Here is an 18,855-nt window from a genome sequence, read left to right as displayed (position 1 = left end):
GGATGTTTTCATTAGGAAGCTCAGAGCTTATTCTGAACCCTGATGGCAGCATTTACCATCTCAATCTTTTGCCTGAGGATATTGCGGAAACCATCATCACGGTCGGGGACCCGGAACGTGTTCCCGAAGTATCCAAATATTTCGATAGCATCGAAGTACGAAAAGGCAAGCGCGAGTTTCTGACCCATACCGGACATTTATCGGGAAAACGCCTCACCGTGATCTCCACGGGTATCGGCACGGACAATATCGATATTGTGCTGAACGAATTGGATGCGCTGGTCAATATCGATTTCGCTTCGCGACAGGTCAAAAATGAAAAAAAACAGCTTGGTATCATACGAATCGGTACATCGGGCACTATCCGTCCGGAAATTCCCATTGATTCGTTCCTGATGAGCACTTCGGCCATTGGCCTTGATGGACTCATGCATTTCTATGGCAATTCCGACCCCAGAAACAAAGCTATGGAAAGGGCGCTCATCAAGCATTTGGATTGGGGCGGACACCACATTGTGCCCTATGTCGTGGATTCCGATGTGCAATTAAAAAAACTATTCCTTTCCCCAGGCTTTCATTCAGGCATAACGGTCACCAATCCAGGATTTTATGGCCCTCAGGGAAGAATACTCCGCTTGGCTCCAAAAGTGTTGGATTTTCAGGACAAACTGGCTTCATTTTCATTTGAAGGCCAGCACATCACCAATCTGGAAATGGAAACCGCAGGCATTTACGGACTTTCTCAATTGATGGGGCACAAAGCCGTGTCGTTGAACGCTATCTTGGCCAATCGGGCCACTGGGGAATTCTCAACGGATGGCGGCAAGACCATAGATTCCTTGATCAAATTTACCCTGGAACGGCTAGTGAGTGATCCATCGGTATAAAATACCGTGCGGAACACTTATTTTTGTCCTATCAACATGAAGAGATGAAGAACGTGAACATCATCGGGGTACCGGAACATTTTAACCTGCCTTGGCACTTGGCCATGGAAGAAGGGGCTTTTGAGGACAGGGGTATAGCGCTTGACTGGACAGATGTCCCCGAAGGCACAGGAAAAATGTGTCAGTTGCTGGAAACTGGGGAGGCCGATATGGCCATTATCCTAACGGAGGGCATCATCAAGAGCATATCCCAAGGAAATCCCAGCAAGATTGTCCAAGAATTCGTCTCATCACCCCTGCTCTGGGGCATCCATGTGGCGGCGGACAGTGAAAGAACGTCCATAGCTTCATTGCAGCACGACAAAGTGGCCATAAGCCGAATGGGAAGCGGAAGCCATTTGATGGCCTATGTGAATGCCCAAAACCAGGGTTGGGACACAGAAAAGCTCCAATTTGAAATCGTGGACAACCTCGACGGTGCCGTAAAAAATCTGACCGAAGGCTCGAATGCCTATTTCATGTGGGAACATTTCACCACAAAACCTTTGGTGGACAATGGGACCTTTAAACGATTGGGCGACTGCCCTACCCCTTGGCCTTGTTTTGTGATTGCGGCCACCGATTCGTTCCTGAAAGACAACAGAGGGATTGTAGGCCACATTCTGGACATCATCAATACCTATACGTTGGAATTCAAGGATATTCCGAGTATCGACAGGACCCTTTCCAATCGATATGGGCAACAACTGGAAGATATTCAGGAGTGGCTGGGAAAAACCACTTGGGGGCAACAACAGATGGCCCCAAAAACCTTGGAAGGCATCCAATCCCGCCTGTTCCAGCTCAATTTGGTTGAAGAAATCAAAGAACCTTCGCGGTTTCTTTGGAAATAAACCTACCACTCAATGCTCGTCTTGCCCATTTGGGCCAACAATCGATTGGTTTTGCTAAAGTGTTGGTTCCCAAACCAGAGTCCGCGGTTGGCACTCAAAGGCGAGGGATGTCCGGAAGTCAGGATATGGTGTTTCCGTTGATCGACCAAAGCGGATTTCTTTTTGGCAAACCCGCCCCAAAGTAGAAAAACGACCCCTTCCAATTGTTCCGATACCGTTCGGATGACCGCATCCGTGAACGTTTCCCAACCTTTGTTCTGATGGCTTCCCGCCTGATGTGCCCGCACAGTCAAGGTAGCGTTCAGGAGGAGCACTCCTTGGTCGGCCCAGCGCTCCAGGTTGCCGCTCTTCGGATAGGGTTTTTCCACGTCCGTCTTGATTTCCTTAAAGATATTGACCAAGGAAGGAGGATGGGGAATGCCATCCTTTACGGAAAAGCAGAGGCCGTTTGCCTGGCCGGGGCCGTGGTAGGGATCTTGCCCGATGATGACCACCTTCGTCTCTTGGAACGGACAATGGTCAAAAGCGGCAAAAATATCCTTACCCTTTGGGTAACAGGTATAGTGTTGATATTCCTGCTTCACAAATTGGGTCAATTGTTGAAAATAGGGCTTTTCAAACTCTTGATGTAAATGGGCCTTCCAACTGGGCTCAATGGCAACATCCATGTGCTATTTCTTTTTGATAATGCTTACACAAATCTAATCAACTGTCAGTTCAAGTGAAATTCCGGAGGAATTTTGTATCGAGAACTTAAAGCTTTGGCGAAGCTAAGAGGTTTTGATTTGAAATTCTGGTTCTCGATACTATTTTTCTTTCGAAAAATCACTCGAACTGACAAATTTCATTGACCAATAAACAATGCCATTGAATGTACGTATTGCTATGCTTTTACTTTATGGGGTCAGAACAAAAACAGCAAAATCCTATATTTGTCCTGCTAACGGAAAAAGATGCGCAACATTCACCCCAAAACACTACAAGACCTCGAATTTCCAACGGTCTTGAACCAAATATCGGCCCGCTGCAACACAGAGCTCGGTAAAGAACACGCCCTGCACATTGTCCCCATTGATGACAAGGAGGAATTGATGGAAGTTTTGGGGCAAACTTCGGAGTATTTGGCTTCTTTTTCCAACGACAACCGCATTCCCAACCATGGTTTTGATCAAATCAATCCAGAACTCGGGCTGTTGAAGATAGATAACAGTACGCTGGAGATCATGGGTTTCCGAAAAATCGGGAACATTTGCAAAACAGTGGCCATCCATCAAAAATTCCTGAAAAAGTTTAAGGAATACTATCCATTGCTCTTTCAAAAATCGGAAGGGTTGGAACCCAATTCGGAGATTTCGGAAGCCATTGATGCCGTTATCGATAAATTCGGGGAAATCAAGGATTCGGCGTCTGCCGATTTGAGACATATCCGTAGCCTGATCAATGAGGTGCGGGGCAAGATCAATCAAAGTTTTGGGGCTGCACTGGTACGTTGCCAATCACTGGACTATTTGGACGAAATCCGGGAATCCGTCATGGAAAACCGAAGGGTGTTGGCCGTGAAGGCCATGCACCGCAAAAAGGTGAAAGGCAGTGTGATGGGTGCCTCTAAAACAGGCAGCATTGTCTATATAGTTCCCGAAGCGACCCTGACCTATGCCCGTGAACTGAACAATCTGGAATTTGAGGAAAAAGAGGAGATCCAACGAATATTGAACCAGTTGACAGGCCAGATCAGACCTTATCTGGAACTGTTAAAAACCTACCAGGCCTATTTGGTGGATACGGACATCACAGCAGCCAAAGCCAAATACGCTTTGGACATGAATGCCATTTTGCCCGAAATCAATCAGGAGCGGGAACTGTTCCTAAGGGATGCCTATCACCCCCTTCTCTATTTGTCCAACAAACGAAAACAACAAAAAACGTGGCCGCAGACCATCAAACTGCACAAGGAGAACCGCATTATCGTGATCTCTGGTCCCAATGCCGGGGGAAAAAGCATCACCCTGAAAACCATTGGCCTCTTGCAGGTGATGTTGCAGAGCGGTATGCTCATTCCCGTACACGAACGCAGCTCGGTCTGCCTGTTCGAAAAGATCTTGACCGATATTGGGGACAATCAATCCATTGAAAATCATCTGAGTACATACAGTTATCGGTTAAAGAACATGAACCAGTTCCTGAAAAAGTGCAATGATGAGACCCTGTTCCTGATCGATGAATTTGGCACCGGAAGTGATCCCGAGCTGGGCGGGGCCTTGGCGGAAGCCTTTTTGGAAGTGTTCTATGAGCGTGAGGCCTACGGTGTCATCACCACCCACTACGCCAACCTGAAGGCACTGGCCAATGAGCTGCCCCATGCCACCAATGCGAACATGCTCTTCAATGCCAAGACCCTGGAGCCTACCTTCCAACTGGTGCTGGGCGAAGCAGGAAGCTCCTTTACGTTTGAGGTGGCGCAGAAGAACGGCATCCCCTACTCTTTGATCAACAAAGCCAAGAAGAAAATCGAGCGGGGCAAGGTCCGGTTCGATGCCACCATTGCCAAGTTGCAAAAGGAACGGAGCAAAATGGTGGAGACCGGCTCCAAACTCAAAGAAGAGGAAACCAAGGCCCGTGAAGAATCCGAACGTTTGGAACAGCTCAACACCAAGATCAAGTCAAAGTTGGAGAGCTATCAGGAACTATATGACCACAACCAGCGGATGATCCAATTGGGCAACAAGGTGAATACCATTGCGGAACGCTATTTCATCGACAATAAAAAACGTCCGTTGATCTCGGAACTGCTCAGGATCGTGGAGACCGAGAACAGCAAGCGAAAAAAGACCACCGCAAAAAAAGCCAAGGAAAAACAGGAACAGCAGCAACAGGTGGCCCAAGAACTGGAGCAAAAGATCCAAAAAGTGCGGGTGGAGAAAAAGGAGAAAAAGAAAAAAGAGGTCCAAGCCGAAAAGAACAAGCCCAGGCCTGTCTTTAAGGTGGGCGACCGCGTCCGTTTGATGGACGGCAAGGCCGTGGGCAGTATCGATAGTCTGGAGAAGGGCAAGGCCGTGGTGAACTACGGGATATTCACTACCAATGTGGGCGTGGAGCAGTTGGAGTTGGTAGAGGCTAAGAAATAGGCACTTTTATTCCGCACTTGGTACGGAATCCCTTTTTTAGAATGTTGATAACTCCTCATAAATCAATAACTTACCGTATTGTTTTTTTGCCGATTTTTCGGTTGACTTCGGTGTCGGATAATATAATTCATTTAAAACCGAATCATATCTCTAACGTTGTGCATAATCTAAAAAATAATACATGAATAAAGATTTACCATACATGAGTTCTCCCGGAACACTTGGAAAAATTCTAAATAAAATCATCGAAGCTAGTGTTCCAGAATCCTTTAATGCAGATTTTTTAGGAACCAAACTTGGTTTCCCTGGTGGAAATCAAAGAACATTTATTTCATGGGCAAAGAAATGCGGATTACTTAATCCAGATGGAACGCCAACTCAACTTTACAAGAATTTCAGAAACCCTGATTTTAGAGGTGCAGCGATGGCAAAAGCTCTAAAAATCGGATATGAAGAACTTTATATGAGAAATGAGTATGCACATGACCTTCCCGATAAAGATGTAAAGAAATTAATTTCTGAAATAACTGGTAAAGCTCATGATAATAATACGGTGGCGGTAATAGTAAGATCGTTTGTTAATGCTAAAGAATTTGCAGATTTCGAAGCAAAAACATCCGATAAAGTGGTAGAAGAAAGAAAGATTGATGAAAAGTTAAATAAATCCGAAGCTATTCAAGTTCCACAAGAAGCAAAGAGTAATAGAGTTAAGCTAGGCTTAAACTATACCATCAATTTAGTTTTGCCCAAAACTGATGACCCAGCGATATACGATGCCATTTTTAAATCATTAAAAGAAAATTTATTGGATGAATAGTATTGATAAAATCAAACTCTTCAGTCTTGCAAACTCACTTACCGAGCATCATTTAGATAAGTTAGAGAATGAGTTTGATATTAACCTAGGGAGAGAACCAAAGGTTGAAGTTCAGAAAAAGGAATATTACCTTCAATTTGATGCTGAGTTTAGAAAAGAAGCAAAGTTTATGGCTGAGCACTACGAAGTATTCTACTGCTTAGAAAAATCAATTAGGAAACTTATTAGAGAATTAATGGACGAGAAATTTGGAATTGATTGGTGGGAAGAAAAAGTAAGTGAGCCAATAAAGAAAAATGTTCGAGACAACATTAAAAGAGATGAAGACTCTGGTTTTACAATTCGATCCGAAGAACCAATCGACTACACAACTTTCGGTGAATTAAGTCAAATTGTATCAGGGAATTGGGTTGCTTTTGAAGATTTATTCAAAAGAGGACAACGCTCTTTTCAAAGAATCATGACCAACTTAAATCAGTTAAGAGGTCCAATTGCCCATTGTAGCCCGTTAGCAGAAGATGAAGTCGTAAGACTTGAACTAACCGTGAAAGATTGGTTTAGACTAATGGAATAAAAACTATGCACACACCATAAATAAGCTATAGCTTGGTCAGTCCACATTTGGAGAGGTCTGTGCCGAGACACACCGCAGCCATATACAAGAAACGATAGCAAAACCCACTTTTCTTTATCATTTTGTTATCCCGGTCCAACCTGAAACCAACTCCTTCTATTTTTTTCCTATCTTGTTTGGCAATTCACGACCAAAACAACGTAAACAAAAAATGAAGAAAAAATCATCCTCAAGTAGAAGAAACTTTGTGAAGAACACTGCAATGGCTTCCAGTATCTTCATCGTACCCCGCCACGTGTTGGGTGGGCCGGGCTTTTTGGCCCCCAGTGACCGTCTGAACCTAGCTGCAATCGGTGCCGGCGGTAAAGGTGCCAGCGATATTGCCAATGCGTCCGTGAACGGGCGCGAACGCGTAGTGGCCCTTTGCGATGTGGATTTTTCAGGGTCGGCCAAGCGATCGGTGGAACTTTTTCCCAAGGCGAAGCTCTACAACGACTATCGGGAAATGCTCGATAAGGAAAAGGACATCGATGCGGTGACCATCAGTACCCCGGACCACGTCCACGGACCCGCAGCGGCCTACGCCATGCAGCGTGGCAAGCATGTGTATGTCCAAAAACCCCTCACCCACAACATCCGCGAAGCAAGGGTGTTGACCCAAATGGCGAGGGACAAAAAAGTAGTGACCCAAATGGGCAACCAAGGAGGGTCCAACCCGCTATTGGGTCTGGTGCAGAAATGGGTGGATTCCGGGGCATTGGGCCGGATCACCAAAGTGGAAATTTGGACCAACCGCCCTGTGTGGCCGCAAGGCTACGCCATGCCCGAACCCAACCCCGAAGGTAAACCCGACGACCTGTTCTGGGACCTTTGGTTGGGCCCTGCTCCCGAGAAACCCTACATTCCCAACCTGCATCCGTTCAACTGGCGGGGCTGGTGGGACTATGGAACCGGAGCTTTGGGCGACGTGGGATGCCATTTGGTGGACATTCCGTACCGAACCCTGAAACTGGGCTACCCTACAGCTGCAGAATGTAGCGTGGGAACAGTGTTTTCCCAAATGTGGAACCCCGATTACCATCCTGAAGGTTGTCCGGCCACCTCGTTCATCACGTTGAACTACGAAGCGACCGAGAAAACCGGAGCGCCCTTGATCATGACCTGGAGCGATGGGGGCATACGTCCCTCCCATCCAGAGATCATTCCTGCGGACAGCGACATTGGTGGACCGGGAAGTTACAACGGTGTGCTGATCCATGGGGAAAACGGGGTGATCTCCACCAACATCAACGACAGTTCACCTTTGACACCAAAACTCTATTTGAACAATGGCACCACCGAGTTCGGACCAGAGGTAGAGGACATGCCAGAGCCCGAATATGGACACCAGCGCAAATGGGTGGATGCCTGTAAAGCCGGTTTTGGCAGCCAGGAACACTTGGACCTGACGTCCTCCTTTGATTATGCAGGACCTATGACGGAAACCGTTCTCATGGGCAACTTGGCCATCCGTAGCTATATGCTGCGCAGACCGAATGCCGAGGGCAATTTTGAATTCTATGGCCGCAAAAAGCTGCTATGGGACGGAGAGAACATGAAGGTCACCAATTTTGAAGATGCCAACCAATTTGTTACCCGGACCTATCGTGAAGGGTGGGAAGTGTAATCGTTGGAAATCACCATATACAAACAAAAGGGTCGCCAATGGCGGCCCTTTTTGATAGTATACTGATTGTCTAAAAAATGGGGTTCCACAGCACCAACCCTAGGAACGTGCCGTTTTCCCTTTAGTGGAGGATGTTTGCCCGTTTTTGGGGTTGTTGCACCTGTGCTTTTGAGTCAATATCTAGATGATTCGCATCAAAGCATCCAGAGACCGAACCCTAATTTAGTGACCGTTTAGAAACCCTTAAATTTTACAAAATGAAAAAGAATGTATTGATTATAGTGGCTTTTCTCATCGGAGCGACCTGCTTTGCACAGAACACGAACAATGTACAGTTGGGCGCACGTGGCGGTGTCAATTTTGCCACCGTGGCCGGCGACGACTTTGATAGTCCAGACTCCCGGACTTCATTTTATGTAGGTTTAGTGGCCGAGGCCCCCTTGTCCGATCACGTTTCCCTACAGCCGGAAGTCTTTTATTCGGGCCAAGGTTTTGATATCACTGATGAACCCGACACTCCGGATGCCCAGTTTCAAGTGGACTACATCCAAGTGCCCGTTCTTTTGAAATTCTACATCGCTGATGGGCTTAACATTCAGGCGGGGCCACAATTTGGCTTCAAGGTGAATGAGGAATTGGACTTTGATCCCACGGAAGACCCAGGGGATTTTGATTCGGATTCCATCAGGGACTTCGATTTTCAGGGAACAGCAGGATTGGAATATAAGTTTCCTTCAGGATTCTTTATCCAAGGAAGATATTCCTACGGATTCTCCGAAATGATCGAGGACGTGGATGTCCATAACTCCGTATTTTCCGCTGGACTTGGATTTATGTTCTAGGAAAACAACAAATTGCTGAAAAAGAAAATGAATACCTCCATCCTACCCCATTAGGATGGAGTTTTTTAGTGGGCACTTTGATCTTGCGTGGCTCACCATACTTTTTTTAGGAAAATCACCGAACTTTGTGACGAACAAAGTATTGATGGGAAGCATTTCAATTTTTGGGAAATCCATGGAAAAAAAAGGAGCAACTGTGGTTATCAGCCATCACATCATTGATGGAAAACAAGATCAGTACGAGGCATGGCTCAAAGAGATTGGTCCTTTGTGCCAGAAATCTGAGGGTTTTATGGATTGGCAGATTGTCCGCCCCATTCCCAACCTTACATTCATTTACACGGTGATCATTAGGTTCAATACAGTATCCAACCTAAAAAATTGGATGGGTTCCCATGCTAGAAAGGAATTAATTTCGGCAGTTCGCCCACTCTTGGCCAAAGATGACAGTTATGAGATAAACAGTGGTCTTGATTTTTTGTTCACACCCCAAAGCAACAAGAGCAAACCTCCCGCAAAATGGAAACAGTTCCTGATTACCTGGTCTGCTATCTTTCCATTGTCCATAGGAGTCCCGCTAGTGTTGATGCCGTTATTCAAAGAATTGAAAATCAGTGAATATCGATATATAAGTTCATTATTGGTCACAGGATTGATTGTTTTTCTGATGGTGTATCTCATCATGCCGAATTACACCAGACTCATCAAGAAATGGCTTTACAGCTAAGTATGGGCGAGGTACTAAGCTTTCAGTTTAATCAGATACTTTATGTTTCCAGGGATAGGAAAAACCATATTCTATACAATAAATAAGGGTCATTTTTTGAAAACAATAAAACTATCTTTACATTGTTTTTTTAAGAACATTTGAAAATTGAGCATGGCAAAGAACACATACACCATTTCGGTCATACAACTGAATCTGAACGACACCCCTGAAAACAATCTGAAAAAATGCATGGAGTGGGTAAAAAAAGCCGCGGCCAAAGGTGCCGAGGTCATTTCACTGCCCGAACTTTACAGTAGCCATTATTTCTGCCAAAGTGAGGACACCGACAACTTTTCATTGGCAGAACCTTTGTATGGCACTTCCTTCAAAGCTTTCAGTGCCCTAGCCAAGGAGCTTGGAGTGGTCATCATTGTGCCCTTTTTTGAAAAGCGCATGTCCGGCGTGTACCATAATAGTGCCTACATTATTGATTCTGATGGTTCCGAGGCAGGATTGTACCGAAAAATGCACATTCCGGACGACCCCCACTTTTATGAAAAATTCTACTTCACCCCAGGAGATCTGGGCTTCAAGACCATACCCACCCAAAAAGGCAAAGTGGGCACCCTCATCTGTTGGGACCAATGGTACCCGGAAGCGGCCCGTTTGACGGCCCTCCAAGGTGCGGAAGTCCTCTTCTACCCCACGGCCATAGGTTGGCATCCGAAGGAAAAAGAGGAATTTGGGGAAAAACAGCATGGGGCCTGGATGAACGTGATGAAGGGGCATGCCGTGGCCAATGGGGTCTATGTGGCAGCAGCAAACAGAATTGGTTTGGAAAAATATTTGCCCGATACAGAGGGCATCGAATTTTGGGGTTCCTCCTTTATTTGTGGGCCTCAGGGCGAGATCTTGGCCCAGGCCTCTTCGGACCAAGAAGAAATATTGTTGGCAGAAATCGATTTAGATCTACAAGAAAGTGTTCGCCAAAACTGGCCCTTCCTTCGCGATAGACGAATCGATATGTATGGGGCCATCACCAAAAGAGCTATTGACTAATGGCGGCAGTATCATGGCGATTTCCTGCGGAATGGGAGAAACAACAGGGCATTTTGTTGTGCTTTCCGCACAATGGAAACGATTGGCCCGGTAAATATGGGGCCATTCAATGGGCCTTTGTGGAATTCATCAAAAAAGTGGCCACTTTTGAAGAAGTGTTTCTCGTAGTCGCTTCCGAACAGCTCAAGGACAAGGTCCATGAAATGCTCAAATGGGCCCACGTGGACACCGATAGGGTGTCCTTCATTGTCCACAAAACCAACCGCAGTTGGATGAGGGACTCCGGTCCCATCATCGTAAAGAGTGGAGCGCAACGAAAAGCATTGAACTTCAATTTCAATGGTTGGGCCAAATATGCCAATTACAAACTTGACAGACATGTCCCGCAGAAGGTCTCCGACTTTTTGAACGTTCCTTTGGAACAGGTGACCTACAAAGGGAAACCTGTGGTGCTCGAAGGTGGCGCCATCGATGTGAATGGAAAAGGAACCCTGATCACTTCCGAAGAATGTCTTTTGGACCCCAAGATCCAAGTCCGGAACCCAGGATTCACCAAAGAGGATTACGAAACCATATTCAAAGAATATCTGGGGGTCACCAACACCATCTGGCTGGGTGATGGCATCAAAGGGGACGATACCCACGGCCATATCGACGATCTGGCGCGGTTCGTGGACGCGGAAACCATTGTCACCGTTGTGGAATCGGACACCTCGGATGCCAACTATGCACCTCTTCAGGACAACCTGAAACGATTGGAAAGTGCGGTTTTGGAAAATGGAAATAGACCCAGATTGGTAACGCTTCCCATGCCCAAACGGATTGATTTTGATGGAATAACACTTCCGGCCAGTTATGCCAATTTCTTGATCCTGAACAAGGCCGTGTTGATGCCTACCTTCAATGATGCCCGAGACCGTGACGCCCTCAACATTTTGACAAGTGTTTTTCCCGATCGGGAGGTCATCGGGATCAGCGCCATAGACCTGATTTGGGGATTTGGAACCTTGCATTGTTTGAGCCAGCAGATACCGGAATGAACATGAAATACTTCTTCTGTTTTCTTTTTATACTTACCGCCCTTTCTGTTTCGGCCCAACCCTCCGTACAGAACGATTCGGTTTATACGATTCAGGATAGTGTATTGATACCTACCCGTAGCGGGGTCGCCATTTCTGCAACCATTGTTAGGAAAAAGGAAAGCACAGGGTCTTTGCCAGTTATCTTATTTTATACTACCTATCACCAAGGACCTGGTGATACCATTTTGGGGAAAAGGTCGGCGGACAGGGATTATGTGGGCATTGTGGCCTATGCCCGCGGTATTCGCGCCGATTTAAACCATTATGACCCATATGAACACGAAGGGACTGACATTTATGACATTATAGATTGGGTAAGCAAACAGCCTTGGTGCAACGGAACAGTTGGGATGTTGGGAGGAAGCTATACTGGTTTTTCCCAATGGGCTACCGTAAAGAACGTTCATCCTGCCCTGAAGACCATTGTGCCCCAAGTGGCCGTGATGCCCGGCTACGATACCCCCATGGAAAACAATGTACAGATGAATCTGGGACTGTATTGGCCAAACGACAATATCTATAAAAGTGGGAACATACGAAGAAGCCTGCCTTTTGAATGGTTTGAAAGTGGCATTGCATGGCGCAAATTGGATAGTTTGGCCGGAAAAGAAAACCCAATATTCCAGAAATGGCTGCAACATCCAGCTTATGATGAGTACTGGCAATCCATGGTCCCTATGCCCGAAGAGTATGCGAAGATCAACATTCCTATCCTGACAACGACTGGATATTATGACGGCTCACAGATTGGGGCCATACAATATTTCAAGCTGCACAACAAGTACCGAAAAAAAGCAGAACACTATTTGGTGATCGGTCCGTACGATCACTGGGGAGGCCAGCGCAATCCTTCCAAAAACTTGATGGGCTATGAAATCGACAGCGTTGCAAATGTCAGCATGTCCAATTTGGCCTACGATTGGCTCGATTACGTGTTAAAGGGAAAACCAAAGCCAGGATTGCTCAAAGACAAGGTGAACTATCAAGTGATGGGGACAAATGAATGGAAACATGCACCAAGCCTTAACGAAATCAGCAATGATACCTTGACCCTTTATCTGGATGGGCATATACTGTCCGACAAAAAACCTGTAAAGAAAGCGTTTAGGGAACTGTTGGTGGATTTTAAGGACAGGGAAAACCAAAATAATTATTTTACCCCAGAGATTGTTTTTGATACGTTGGATACAAGTAATGGTTTGGTTTTCAAATCAAGACTTTTTGAAAGGGATTTTTTGGCGAACGGCTCATTTTCGGGAAACCTTGCAGCGACCATCAACAAAAAAGATATGGATATCTCCCTTGCCCTATATGAACAAAGGCCCGACGGAAGCTATTTTTTTCTCACCCGATTTGTGGGAAGGGCCAGCTATGCCGAGGATAATACCAAGCGACAATTATTAAGACCCCGTAAAAAGGAGAACATTCCCTTCGATAACACCCGATTTGTGAGCAAAAAGATCACAAAGGGCAGCCGACTTGTCATTTTGCTCAATATCAATAAACATCCTTTTGAAGTCATCAATTACGGTTCTGGGAAATTGGTGTCCGATGAAACCCTAAAAGATGCATCGGAACCATTGCTTGTCAAATGGCACAATGACAGTCATATCAATGTACCTATTTGGAAGGATTGATTTTTTAATGGCTACTTCCGGTTCTTTTCCTCGATCCATTTGGCCAAGTACTTTGTACTGGTCAAAGTTTCATGGTGCAACAAGCGTCCAATAAAATTTTGGTCTCTGTGACGGGCCAGGTATTCCGTCACCTCGCTTAAATGTATTTTCAGTCTGTTTTGGAGGTTTTCCTTTTGATATAGGATATGGATCAAGACGGTTCCATTGGTTTGAGCGGCCGTCCATTGCTCTTGATGTCGGTATAATTCCACCGCTGCTCTTGCAAAAGAAGCCCAATCATCCGTAACGGCTCCGTTCCAGGGTAGTCCAGCATGCATGCCTTCCGAACCGATGGAAGTTGTGATGCTTGGAATGCCGTGGATCATGGCGTCCAACAATTTACCTTTGATGCCCGCCCCAAAACGTAAAGGAGCCAAGAGCAATCGGTATTTTTGGAGCACATCACCCACATTTTCGGCCCAACCTTCCACATGAAATCCGGTTTTGGGATGGTGCATGTCCTTGACCATCTGTGGCAGGTAAGCCCCATAAATATAGAGATTGACAGAGGGCAATTCCTTTCGGATGAGTGGCCAAATGGAGTTTTTCAATACGACAAGGGAATCCACATTGGGCGCATGCTTTCCATTGCCAATACACACAAAATCGCTCCGCTCTTCAAAACTTGGCCATTGCTGGGCAGTTTTCGGGGAAATGGCATCTACCATGAAAGGCAAATGAAACAGGAGAGCTTCGGGAATGGCCAATTCTTGTTGCAAGAGGTCCATTTCATATAGGGAGATGATCAGGGTGATGTCGCTCCGGTAGATGCTGCTTGCTTCCCGAAGGGTCATCGGATGGTTTCTCCATTGGTCCAACGTGAACTCCCGGTCTTTTTTCAAGGCCCCTTCCCTGGCCTTTCGCAAAGAATGAAGGTCTTCGGTGTTGAGGATGCGCAAAGCTTTGGGGGCAAACTCAGCGACCCGCCAGCCAAACTGCTCTTCCACCATAAAACGGTCAAAAACTACTGCATCGGGCTTCAGTTTGACCAAGAAGTCATCAAAACTGGAATGGTTAAGGGTAATGGTTGCCTCAGTAATGCCCAAACTAGTCAAATCCAGACTGAATTCAGTTTTTGCTGCAGTGGATGCAAAAGTGATCTCATACCCAAATGCAATAAAAGTTTCCAATAATTGCAACATGCGGCAACCGGCTGCCGTGGTCTTTGGTTCTGGCCACACATGGCCGATGACGAGAAGTTTTTTTGCCATACGAAAGGGCTTTCGCTACAATTCCAAGATTCAAGTTGTCTTTGCTTGGCCGCAAGTTGCACTAAATCCAAATAACCCAATAACCAAATAACATAATAACTCCCTACATGCGTGCGGCAAATTTTTGGGAGATGCTGGAACGCAGTTTTCGTTCATAATCTTCCTCCAGCCATTCTTTATAGTTTTTGGTGTTGTTCATGATGCAATAGGAATACTGCTTCACCCGATAGGCAATCTCATCCTTCAGCTCTTTGGCCAGCAGGCGGGCATCGAACACATCCTCACTGTTCTCCACACAGATTTGGGCATGCTGTTCTATGCTGCGCTCCAGCACCAATTTGGATTTTTTTCCTTCGGCAAACACCTTTTTGTATTCTTCCTTGATGTCAAAGGTGATGTTGTCGGACTTGCTGAACTTTGCCCGAAGCTCATCGGGCATTTCATAGACAAAATCACGTTCAATATCCTCATCGTTCTTGATGTTCTCCAGATAGAAATCAGGGAAATGAAAAATTTCCTGCCAGTCCACGGGCGAATCCCATGGTCCGAAGCGGGCAATATTGTTCCCCATGTCCACCACGTTGAACTCGTCCTTGTTGGGCAGTATCCTAGACCCCCTTCCGATCATCTGAAAATAGAGCGTGAGCGATCTAGTGGCCCGGTTCAGGATGATGGACTGCACCGTGGGTTCGTCAAAACCTGTGGTGAGGATGCTCACTGAGGTCAGGATGGCATCTGGGGTCTCCGCGAACCAGTCCAAGATCTCCCGTCGTTCATTTGCGGTGTTCTTGTTGTCCAAGTGACGGATGTTGTATCCGGCCTTCTTGAAGGTTTCATACACATACAACGACGTATTGATCCCATTGTTGAAAATCAACGTCTTGGTCCCCTTTGCGATCTCTTCATAGGCGGACAGCAGTTTGCCCAACATACTGTGGTTGCCATAGAACTCATCGGAAGATTTTACGGTATAGTCCCCGTGAATGCCCAGTTTGAGGGTTTTGAGGCTCACATCGTAGTTGTACAGGTTGGCCTTGGCCAAAAAGTTCTTTTCAATCAATGATTTGATGGATTCCCCAATGATCAGGTGCTTGTAATGGTCCTTCATGGGGAGCTTGATGTTGGAGCTCAAAGGCGTTGCGGTCACCCCAAGAATGGTGGATTTTTCAAAGTATTTGAACAGTTTACGGAAGGAATTGTAATGTGCTTCATCGATGATGACAAGGCCTATGTTGTCAATTTTCACCTTTTCCTCCTGTAGCCGGTTGTTCAGCGTCTCCACCATGGCCACAAAGCACATATAGTCCGCCTGGTCCTGGAGTTCCTTGACCTCGCTGTTGATGATCTTGTTCGCCACCCCAAAACCGTGGAGCATTTGGGAGGTCTGTTTGCTCAGCTCTATCCGGTGGGTGAGCACCATCACTTTTTTGCCGGTATTCTGGATAAACCTTCGGGTAATTTCGGAAAACACCACCGTTTTGCCCCCACCTGTGGGCAATTGGTACAGGATGTTGGTCCCTTCCGGGAGCTCATCCAGATGCTTGAAGATCTTGCGTAGGTCTTCTTGCTGGTAATCGTATAGGGTTTTCTTGTTGATTTCTTTCTTTACCTCCAAAGGAAAATGGGTTAGATGGGTTCCAAATTAAAAAACCCTACAAAATTAGGAGTTTTTTGGGCTTCAGGGAAGAAGTGACCTTGCTTTTCTATCAAGATACTATCAACAATTGGTTTAGAAGGGTAATTTCTTCCAATTCCTGATTTTGGGTATAACATTTTGATAACAATAACATTTACGGTTTGGAAAATAGGGCATAAAAATGTATTATGTAAGCTTATAACACTAAGAAACCATATACAGGAATGAGGCAGCTAAAGATCATCAAACAGGTCACCAACCGGGAATCCAAATCACTGGACAAATATTTGCAGGACATCAGCAAAATCGATTTGATAACCGCACAGGAAGAGGTGGAACTGGCCCAAAAGATCAGGGCCGGGGACCAATTGGCCCTCGAAAAGCTGACCAATGCCAATCTCCGTTTTGTGGTATCCGTGGCAAAGCAGTACCAGAACCAGGGACTCAAGCTGCCCGATCTGATCAACGAGGGAAATGTGGGCTTGGTGAAAGCGGCCAAACGGTTTGATGAGACCAGGGGCTTCAAGTTCATTTCGTATGCGGTTTGGTGGATCAGGCAGTCCATTCTTCAGGCCCTTGCGGAGCAATCAAGGGTGGTCCGACTTCCCCTGAACAAAATTGGCTCCATCAACAAGATCAAAAAAACATTTTCCTATCTGGAGCAGGCCCATGAGCGGCCACCATCCGCAGAGGAAATCGCCAAGGAACTGGACATGACCGTTACAGAGGTGAAACAATCGTTGAAAAACACAGGCAGACACGTGTCCATGGATGCCCCGCTCAAGGAAGGGGAAACGTCCAATCTGTATGATGTGATCAGGGCCGGGGATTCCCCAAAACCGGACAAAGGCCTGATGCACCAGTCCCTGAACACGGAAATCAACCGGGCGCTGGACACCCTATCGCCCCGTGAAGCTGATGTGGTGCGGTTGTATTATGGCATCGGGAACCAGCCTTCCATGACCCTTGAGGAAATCGGGACCACTTTTGACCTGACCCGTGAGCGTGTGCGACAGATACGGGAAAAAGCCATCCGCAAACTGAGGCATACTTCCAAGAGCAAGATCTTAAAATCGTATTTGGGGTGACCGAAAATAGAAAAGGGGATGCACTACTGCATCCCCTTTTCCATGATATCCATAAACACTTAAGGGTGGCTCAATTGATTGATATCAGAATCAACGAGCATTTCGTTCAAATCCCGGATAAAGTTCAGGTAGGCTGTGTTTTCTTGGTTGTGATTTTTCATGGGGCAACATTTGGGGTTAGCAACTATAAATAATCAAGTTCGGCAAGTTCATTGATGCTCAAGATCTCGTTGAGTTCTTGAAGGAATGCCAAGTATTCTTCTCCGTAGGTATCGTATAACATCGCTGTCGTCGGTTTATGTTTGGGTCCTTGGTTATAACGTGAATCTAGTCCAAAGATTATGGGATGACAACAAATTGTGGCGAAACGCGGGACAATGGTTGTGAAATCCCATTTTCATTTTGTTTCCAAAATATCCAGTGCCACTTCAAAATCAAGATCGGGATCCACCTTGCTCGGCCTGATGTTGAATTCGTCATAAATAAAGCAAAGGTTCATGGGCAACCTTCTGCGTTCGCTCTCCGTGATCAGCCCCAACTTGGACAAAAGGGCGCATTTGATCTCAAAGGCCTTGTTGCTGATCTTGGGATCTTCGTGGGTTTCCAGTTCGGCCAGGAACGGGATTTCCTTCTTGTCCCCCACTTCCAACATTTCATTGATGAGCATCAATCGGCACTCCAGATCTTTGGTGTGCTGGAACAAGGGGTAAAAAACACTTTGCAGGTAGGTCGGGAGTCCGTTTTCTGTCATGATGTTCGTTTTTTTTTAAATGGCTCTGAGCACTTGCATTTCGAAGTCCACTTGCTCATCAACTTTGGGAAATTCCGCCAAGAACTGATTGTACAGGAACGAAAGGTGTTTCATGTCCTTGTCCGTCCTACAGAGGATGGCCATTTGCTGTACGGTCTCCAAAAGACCAAAGGTCTTCATCATCCGAAGATTGGGAACCACTTTCTGGCAGGCCAGGTCCAAGGATTCGTGGTCCTCATTTTTGATATGGACATGGGCACCGCCAATGAACTCCAGTACATTTTGCCGGAACATCCGTACCAATTCTTCCATAAGGTCCATTTGGCCCATGCATTCCTCCAAAACGGATTTCAGGCTTATGCTGTGGTCCGCATCCGGTTCGAGGTTTCTTTCTATGGTATGAAAATATGCTGGCATAGGGTTTCCTATATTCGTTTTATTGTTTTCCTGGCTTTGGACCAGTGTCCTCAGTGCTTGTAGCAGTTCCCGTTGTTCGTTGTTCAATGGGGTGTTTTCCAGGGCACTGATCAATTTCATAATGGTAGGCTGCTTTTGGGCTGCTTTTTGTCGGTCCACAGGGTTTCCTCCCAAGCCTTGAATGCCCGCTCTTTGGCAAATTTCTTCAAGCTGTTTGATCTCGCTCACGCCAAAGACTTTGTCCTCTAGGCCATGTTTGAATACTTCAAAGGATTTTTTCAGTTCACCGGCCTCTACCGTGCCCAGTTCCTCATAAGAAAAAGAGCTCAATCCTATTTCCAGTTTTTCCAAGTATGAAAGCAGTTCTCGTGTTCCCAAAATTGTACGGGTAAAAAAGTTAATATTCCATACTAAAAATCTGG

Annotated in this window: 17 protein-coding genes; 12 read left to right on the top strand and 5 right to left on the bottom strand. The window is 46.1% G+C overall.

All coding sequences use genetic code 11. The features are described from left to right. Positions 1-2: 2 nt before the first annotated feature. Both SD450_RS13325 and SD450_RS13320 read left to right on the top strand, forming a co-directional pair. Positions 3-887, top strand: coding sequence for a nucleoside phosphorylase (locus tag SD450_RS13325; protein WP_318344946.1), 885 nt, complete (start codon positions 3-5; stop codon positions 885-887). Between the two features lie 44 nt (positions 888-931). Continuing rightward, positions 932-1,780 carry a substrate-binding domain-containing protein gene (locus SD450_RS13320; protein WP_318344945.1) on the top strand — a complete coding sequence of 283 codons (849 nt, stop codon included), beginning with the start codon at positions 932-934 and terminating at the stop codon, positions 1,778-1,780. 2 nt (positions 1,781-1,782) lie between these two features. On the opposite strand, the gene SD450_RS13315 is transcribed toward SD450_RS13320, so the two are convergent. Then, positions 1,783-2,448, bottom strand: coding sequence for a uracil-DNA glycosylase (locus SD450_RS13315; protein ID WP_318344944.1), 666 nt, complete (start codon positions 2,446-2,448; stop codon positions 1,783-1,785). Positions 2,449-2,733: 285 nt separating this feature from the next. Here SD450_RS13315 and SD450_RS13310 point away from each other — a divergent pair, with 285 nt between their 5' ends. From SD450_RS13310 to SD450_RS13270, 9 genes are all read left to right on the top strand, one after another. Continuing rightward, complete coding sequence (locus SD450_RS13310; RefSeq protein ID WP_318344943.1) at positions 2,734-4,905, top strand: endonuclease MutS2; 2,172 nt, start codon at positions 2,734-2,736, stop codon at positions 4,903-4,905. Positions 4,906-5,086: 181 nt separating this feature from the next. Then, positions 5,087-5,722 carry a DUF5343 domain-containing protein gene (locus SD450_RS13305; RefSeq protein ID WP_318344942.1) on the top strand — a complete coding sequence of 212 codons (636 nt, stop codon included), beginning with the start codon at positions 5,087-5,089 and terminating at the stop codon, positions 5,720-5,722. Further along, positions 5,715-6,296, top strand: coding sequence for a Swt1 family HEPN domain-containing protein (locus SD450_RS13300; RefSeq protein WP_318344941.1), 582 nt, complete (start codon positions 5,715-5,717; stop codon positions 6,294-6,296). Before SD450_RS13305 ends, SD450_RS13300 begins: the two co-directional genes overlap by 8 nt. A gap of 211 nt (positions 6,297-6,507) precedes the next feature. Beyond that, a complete protein-coding gene (locus SD450_RS13295) occupies positions 6,508-7,962 on the top strand; it encodes a Gfo/Idh/MocA family protein (RefSeq protein WP_318344940.1) in 1,455 nt (484 codons plus the stop codon). 257 nt (positions 7,963-8,219) lie between these two features. Then, positions 8,220-8,804 carry a porin family protein gene (locus tag SD450_RS13290; RefSeq protein ID WP_318344939.1) on the top strand — a complete coding sequence of 195 codons (585 nt, stop codon included), beginning with the start codon at positions 8,220-8,222 and terminating at the stop codon, positions 8,802-8,804. A gap of 127 nt (positions 8,805-8,931) precedes the next feature. Next, positions 8,932-9,531 (top strand): antibiotic biosynthesis monooxygenase, encoded by a 600-nt coding sequence (locus tag SD450_RS13285; protein ID WP_318344938.1) that lies wholly within the window; start codon positions 8,932-8,934, stop codon positions 9,529-9,531. Positions 9,532-9,684: 153 nt separating this feature from the next. Next, complete coding sequence (locus SD450_RS13280; RefSeq protein WP_318344937.1) at positions 9,685-10,572, top strand: carbon-nitrogen hydrolase; 888 nt, start codon at positions 9,685-9,687, stop codon at positions 10,570-10,572. Further along, positions 10,572-11,612 (top strand): agmatine deiminase family protein, encoded by a 1,041-nt coding sequence (locus tag SD450_RS13275; RefSeq protein ID WP_318344936.1) that lies wholly within the window; start codon positions 10,572-10,574, stop codon positions 11,610-11,612. Before SD450_RS13280 ends, SD450_RS13275 begins: the two co-directional genes overlap by 1 nt. Beyond that, on the top strand, positions 11,609-13,291 hold the full coding sequence (locus tag SD450_RS13270; protein ID WP_318344935.1) for a CocE/NonD family hydrolase: 1,683 nt from the start codon (positions 11,609-11,611) through the stop codon (positions 13,289-13,291). Before SD450_RS13275 ends, SD450_RS13270 begins: the two co-directional genes overlap by 4 nt. Positions 13,292-13,302: 11 nt before the next feature. Here the strand turns inward: SD450_RS13270 and SD450_RS13265 are convergent, their stop codons facing one another. Together SD450_RS13265 and SD450_RS13260 are read right to left on the bottom strand one after the other, a co-directional pair. Next, entirely contained in the window at positions 13,303-14,541 is a 1,239-nt protein-coding gene (locus SD450_RS13265) for a glycosyltransferase (protein WP_318344934.1), read from the bottom strand. Positions 14,542-14,644: 103 nt separating this feature from the next. Further along, positions 14,645-16,156: a DEAD/DEAH box helicase gene (locus SD450_RS13260; RefSeq protein ID WP_318344933.1), complete on the bottom strand. Its 1,512-nt coding sequence runs from the start codon at positions 16,154-16,156 to the stop codon at positions 14,645-14,647. A 245-nt stretch (positions 16,157-16,401) separates the two neighbouring features. On the opposite strand from SD450_RS13260, the gene SD450_RS13255 reads away from it, so the two are divergent. Continuing rightward, positions 16,402-17,265 (top strand): sigma-70 family RNA polymerase sigma factor, encoded by an 864-nt coding sequence (locus SD450_RS13255; protein ID WP_151888866.1) that lies wholly within the window; start codon positions 16,402-16,404, stop codon positions 17,263-17,265. A 397-nt stretch (positions 17,266-17,662) separates the two neighbouring features. On the opposite strand, the gene SD450_RS13250 is transcribed toward SD450_RS13255, so the two are convergent. Together SD450_RS13250 and SD450_RS13245 are read right to left on the bottom strand one after the other, a co-directional pair. Continuing rightward, complete coding sequence (locus SD450_RS13250; protein ID WP_318344932.1) at positions 17,663-18,016, bottom strand: hypothetical protein; 354 nt, start codon at positions 18,014-18,016, stop codon at positions 17,663-17,665. Between the two features lie 15 nt (positions 18,017-18,031). Then, positions 18,032-18,811 carry a hypothetical protein gene (locus tag SD450_RS13245; RefSeq protein ID WP_318344931.1) on the bottom strand — a complete coding sequence of 260 codons (780 nt, stop codon included), beginning with the start codon at positions 18,809-18,811 and terminating at the stop codon, positions 18,032-18,034. Positions 18,812-18,855 lie beyond the last annotated feature (44 nt).

This window comes from Flagellimonas baculiformis, assembly GCF_033441575.1.
Classification (GTDB): Bacteria; Bacteroidota; Bacteroidia; order Flavobacteriales; family Flavobacteriaceae; genus Flagellimonas; species Flagellimonas baculiformis.
This window is presented reverse-complemented; position numbering and strand designations above follow the sequence as displayed.

What these genes read in the sequence shown, in the direction of transcription:
- SD450_RS13305 (WP_318344942.1), top strand. Translation starts at nt 5,087, where the DNA reads ATGAATAAAGATTTACCATACATGAGTTCTCCCGGAACACTTGGAAAA.
- SD450_RS13270 (WP_318344935.1), top strand. Translation starts at nt 11,609, where the DNA reads ATGAACATGAAATACTTCTTCTGTTTTCTTTTTATACTTACCGCCCTT.
- SD450_RS13310 (WP_318344943.1), top strand. Translation starts at nt 2,734, where the DNA reads ATGCGCAACATTCACCCCAAAACACTACAAGACCTCGAATTTCCAACG.
- SD450_RS13320 (WP_318344945.1), top strand. Translation starts at nt 932, where the DNA reads ATGAAGAACGTGAACATCATCGGGGTACCGGAACATTTTAACCTGCCT.
- SD450_RS13325 (WP_318344946.1), top strand. Translation starts at nt 3, where the DNA reads ATGTTTTCATTAGGAAGCTCAGAGCTTATTCTGAACCCTGATGGCAGC.
- SD450_RS13315 (WP_318344944.1), bottom strand. Translation starts at nt 2,448, where the DNA reads ATGGATGTTGCCATTGAGCCCAGTTGGAAGGCCCATTTACATCAAGAG.
- SD450_RS13275 (WP_318344936.1), top strand. Translation starts at nt 10,572, where the DNA reads ATGGCGGCAGTATCATGGCGATTTCCTGCGGAATGGGAGAAACAACAG.
- SD450_RS13255 (WP_151888866.1), top strand. Translation starts at nt 16,402, where the DNA reads ATGAGGCAGCTAAAGATCATCAAACAGGTCACCAACCGGGAATCCAAA.
- SD450_RS13280 (WP_318344937.1), top strand. Translation starts at nt 9,685, where the DNA reads ATGGCAAAGAACACATACACCATTTCGGTCATACAACTGAATCTGAAC.
- SD450_RS13290 (WP_318344939.1), top strand. Translation starts at nt 8,220, where the DNA reads ATGAAAAAGAATGTATTGATTATAGTGGCTTTTCTCATCGGAGCGACC.
- SD450_RS13295 (WP_318344940.1), top strand. Translation starts at nt 6,508, where the DNA reads ATGAAGAAAAAATCATCCTCAAGTAGAAGAAACTTTGTGAAGAACACT.
- SD450_RS13300 (WP_318344941.1), top strand. Translation starts at nt 5,715, where the DNA reads ATGAATAGTATTGATAAAATCAAACTCTTCAGTCTTGCAAACTCACTT.
- SD450_RS13250 (WP_318344932.1), bottom strand. Translation starts at nt 18,016, where the DNA reads ATGACAGAAAACGGACTCCCGACCTACCTGCAAAGTGTTTTTTACCCC.
- SD450_RS13265 (WP_318344934.1), bottom strand. Translation starts at nt 14,541, where the DNA reads ATGGCAAAAAAACTTCTCGTCATCGGCCATGTGTGGCCAGAACCAAAG.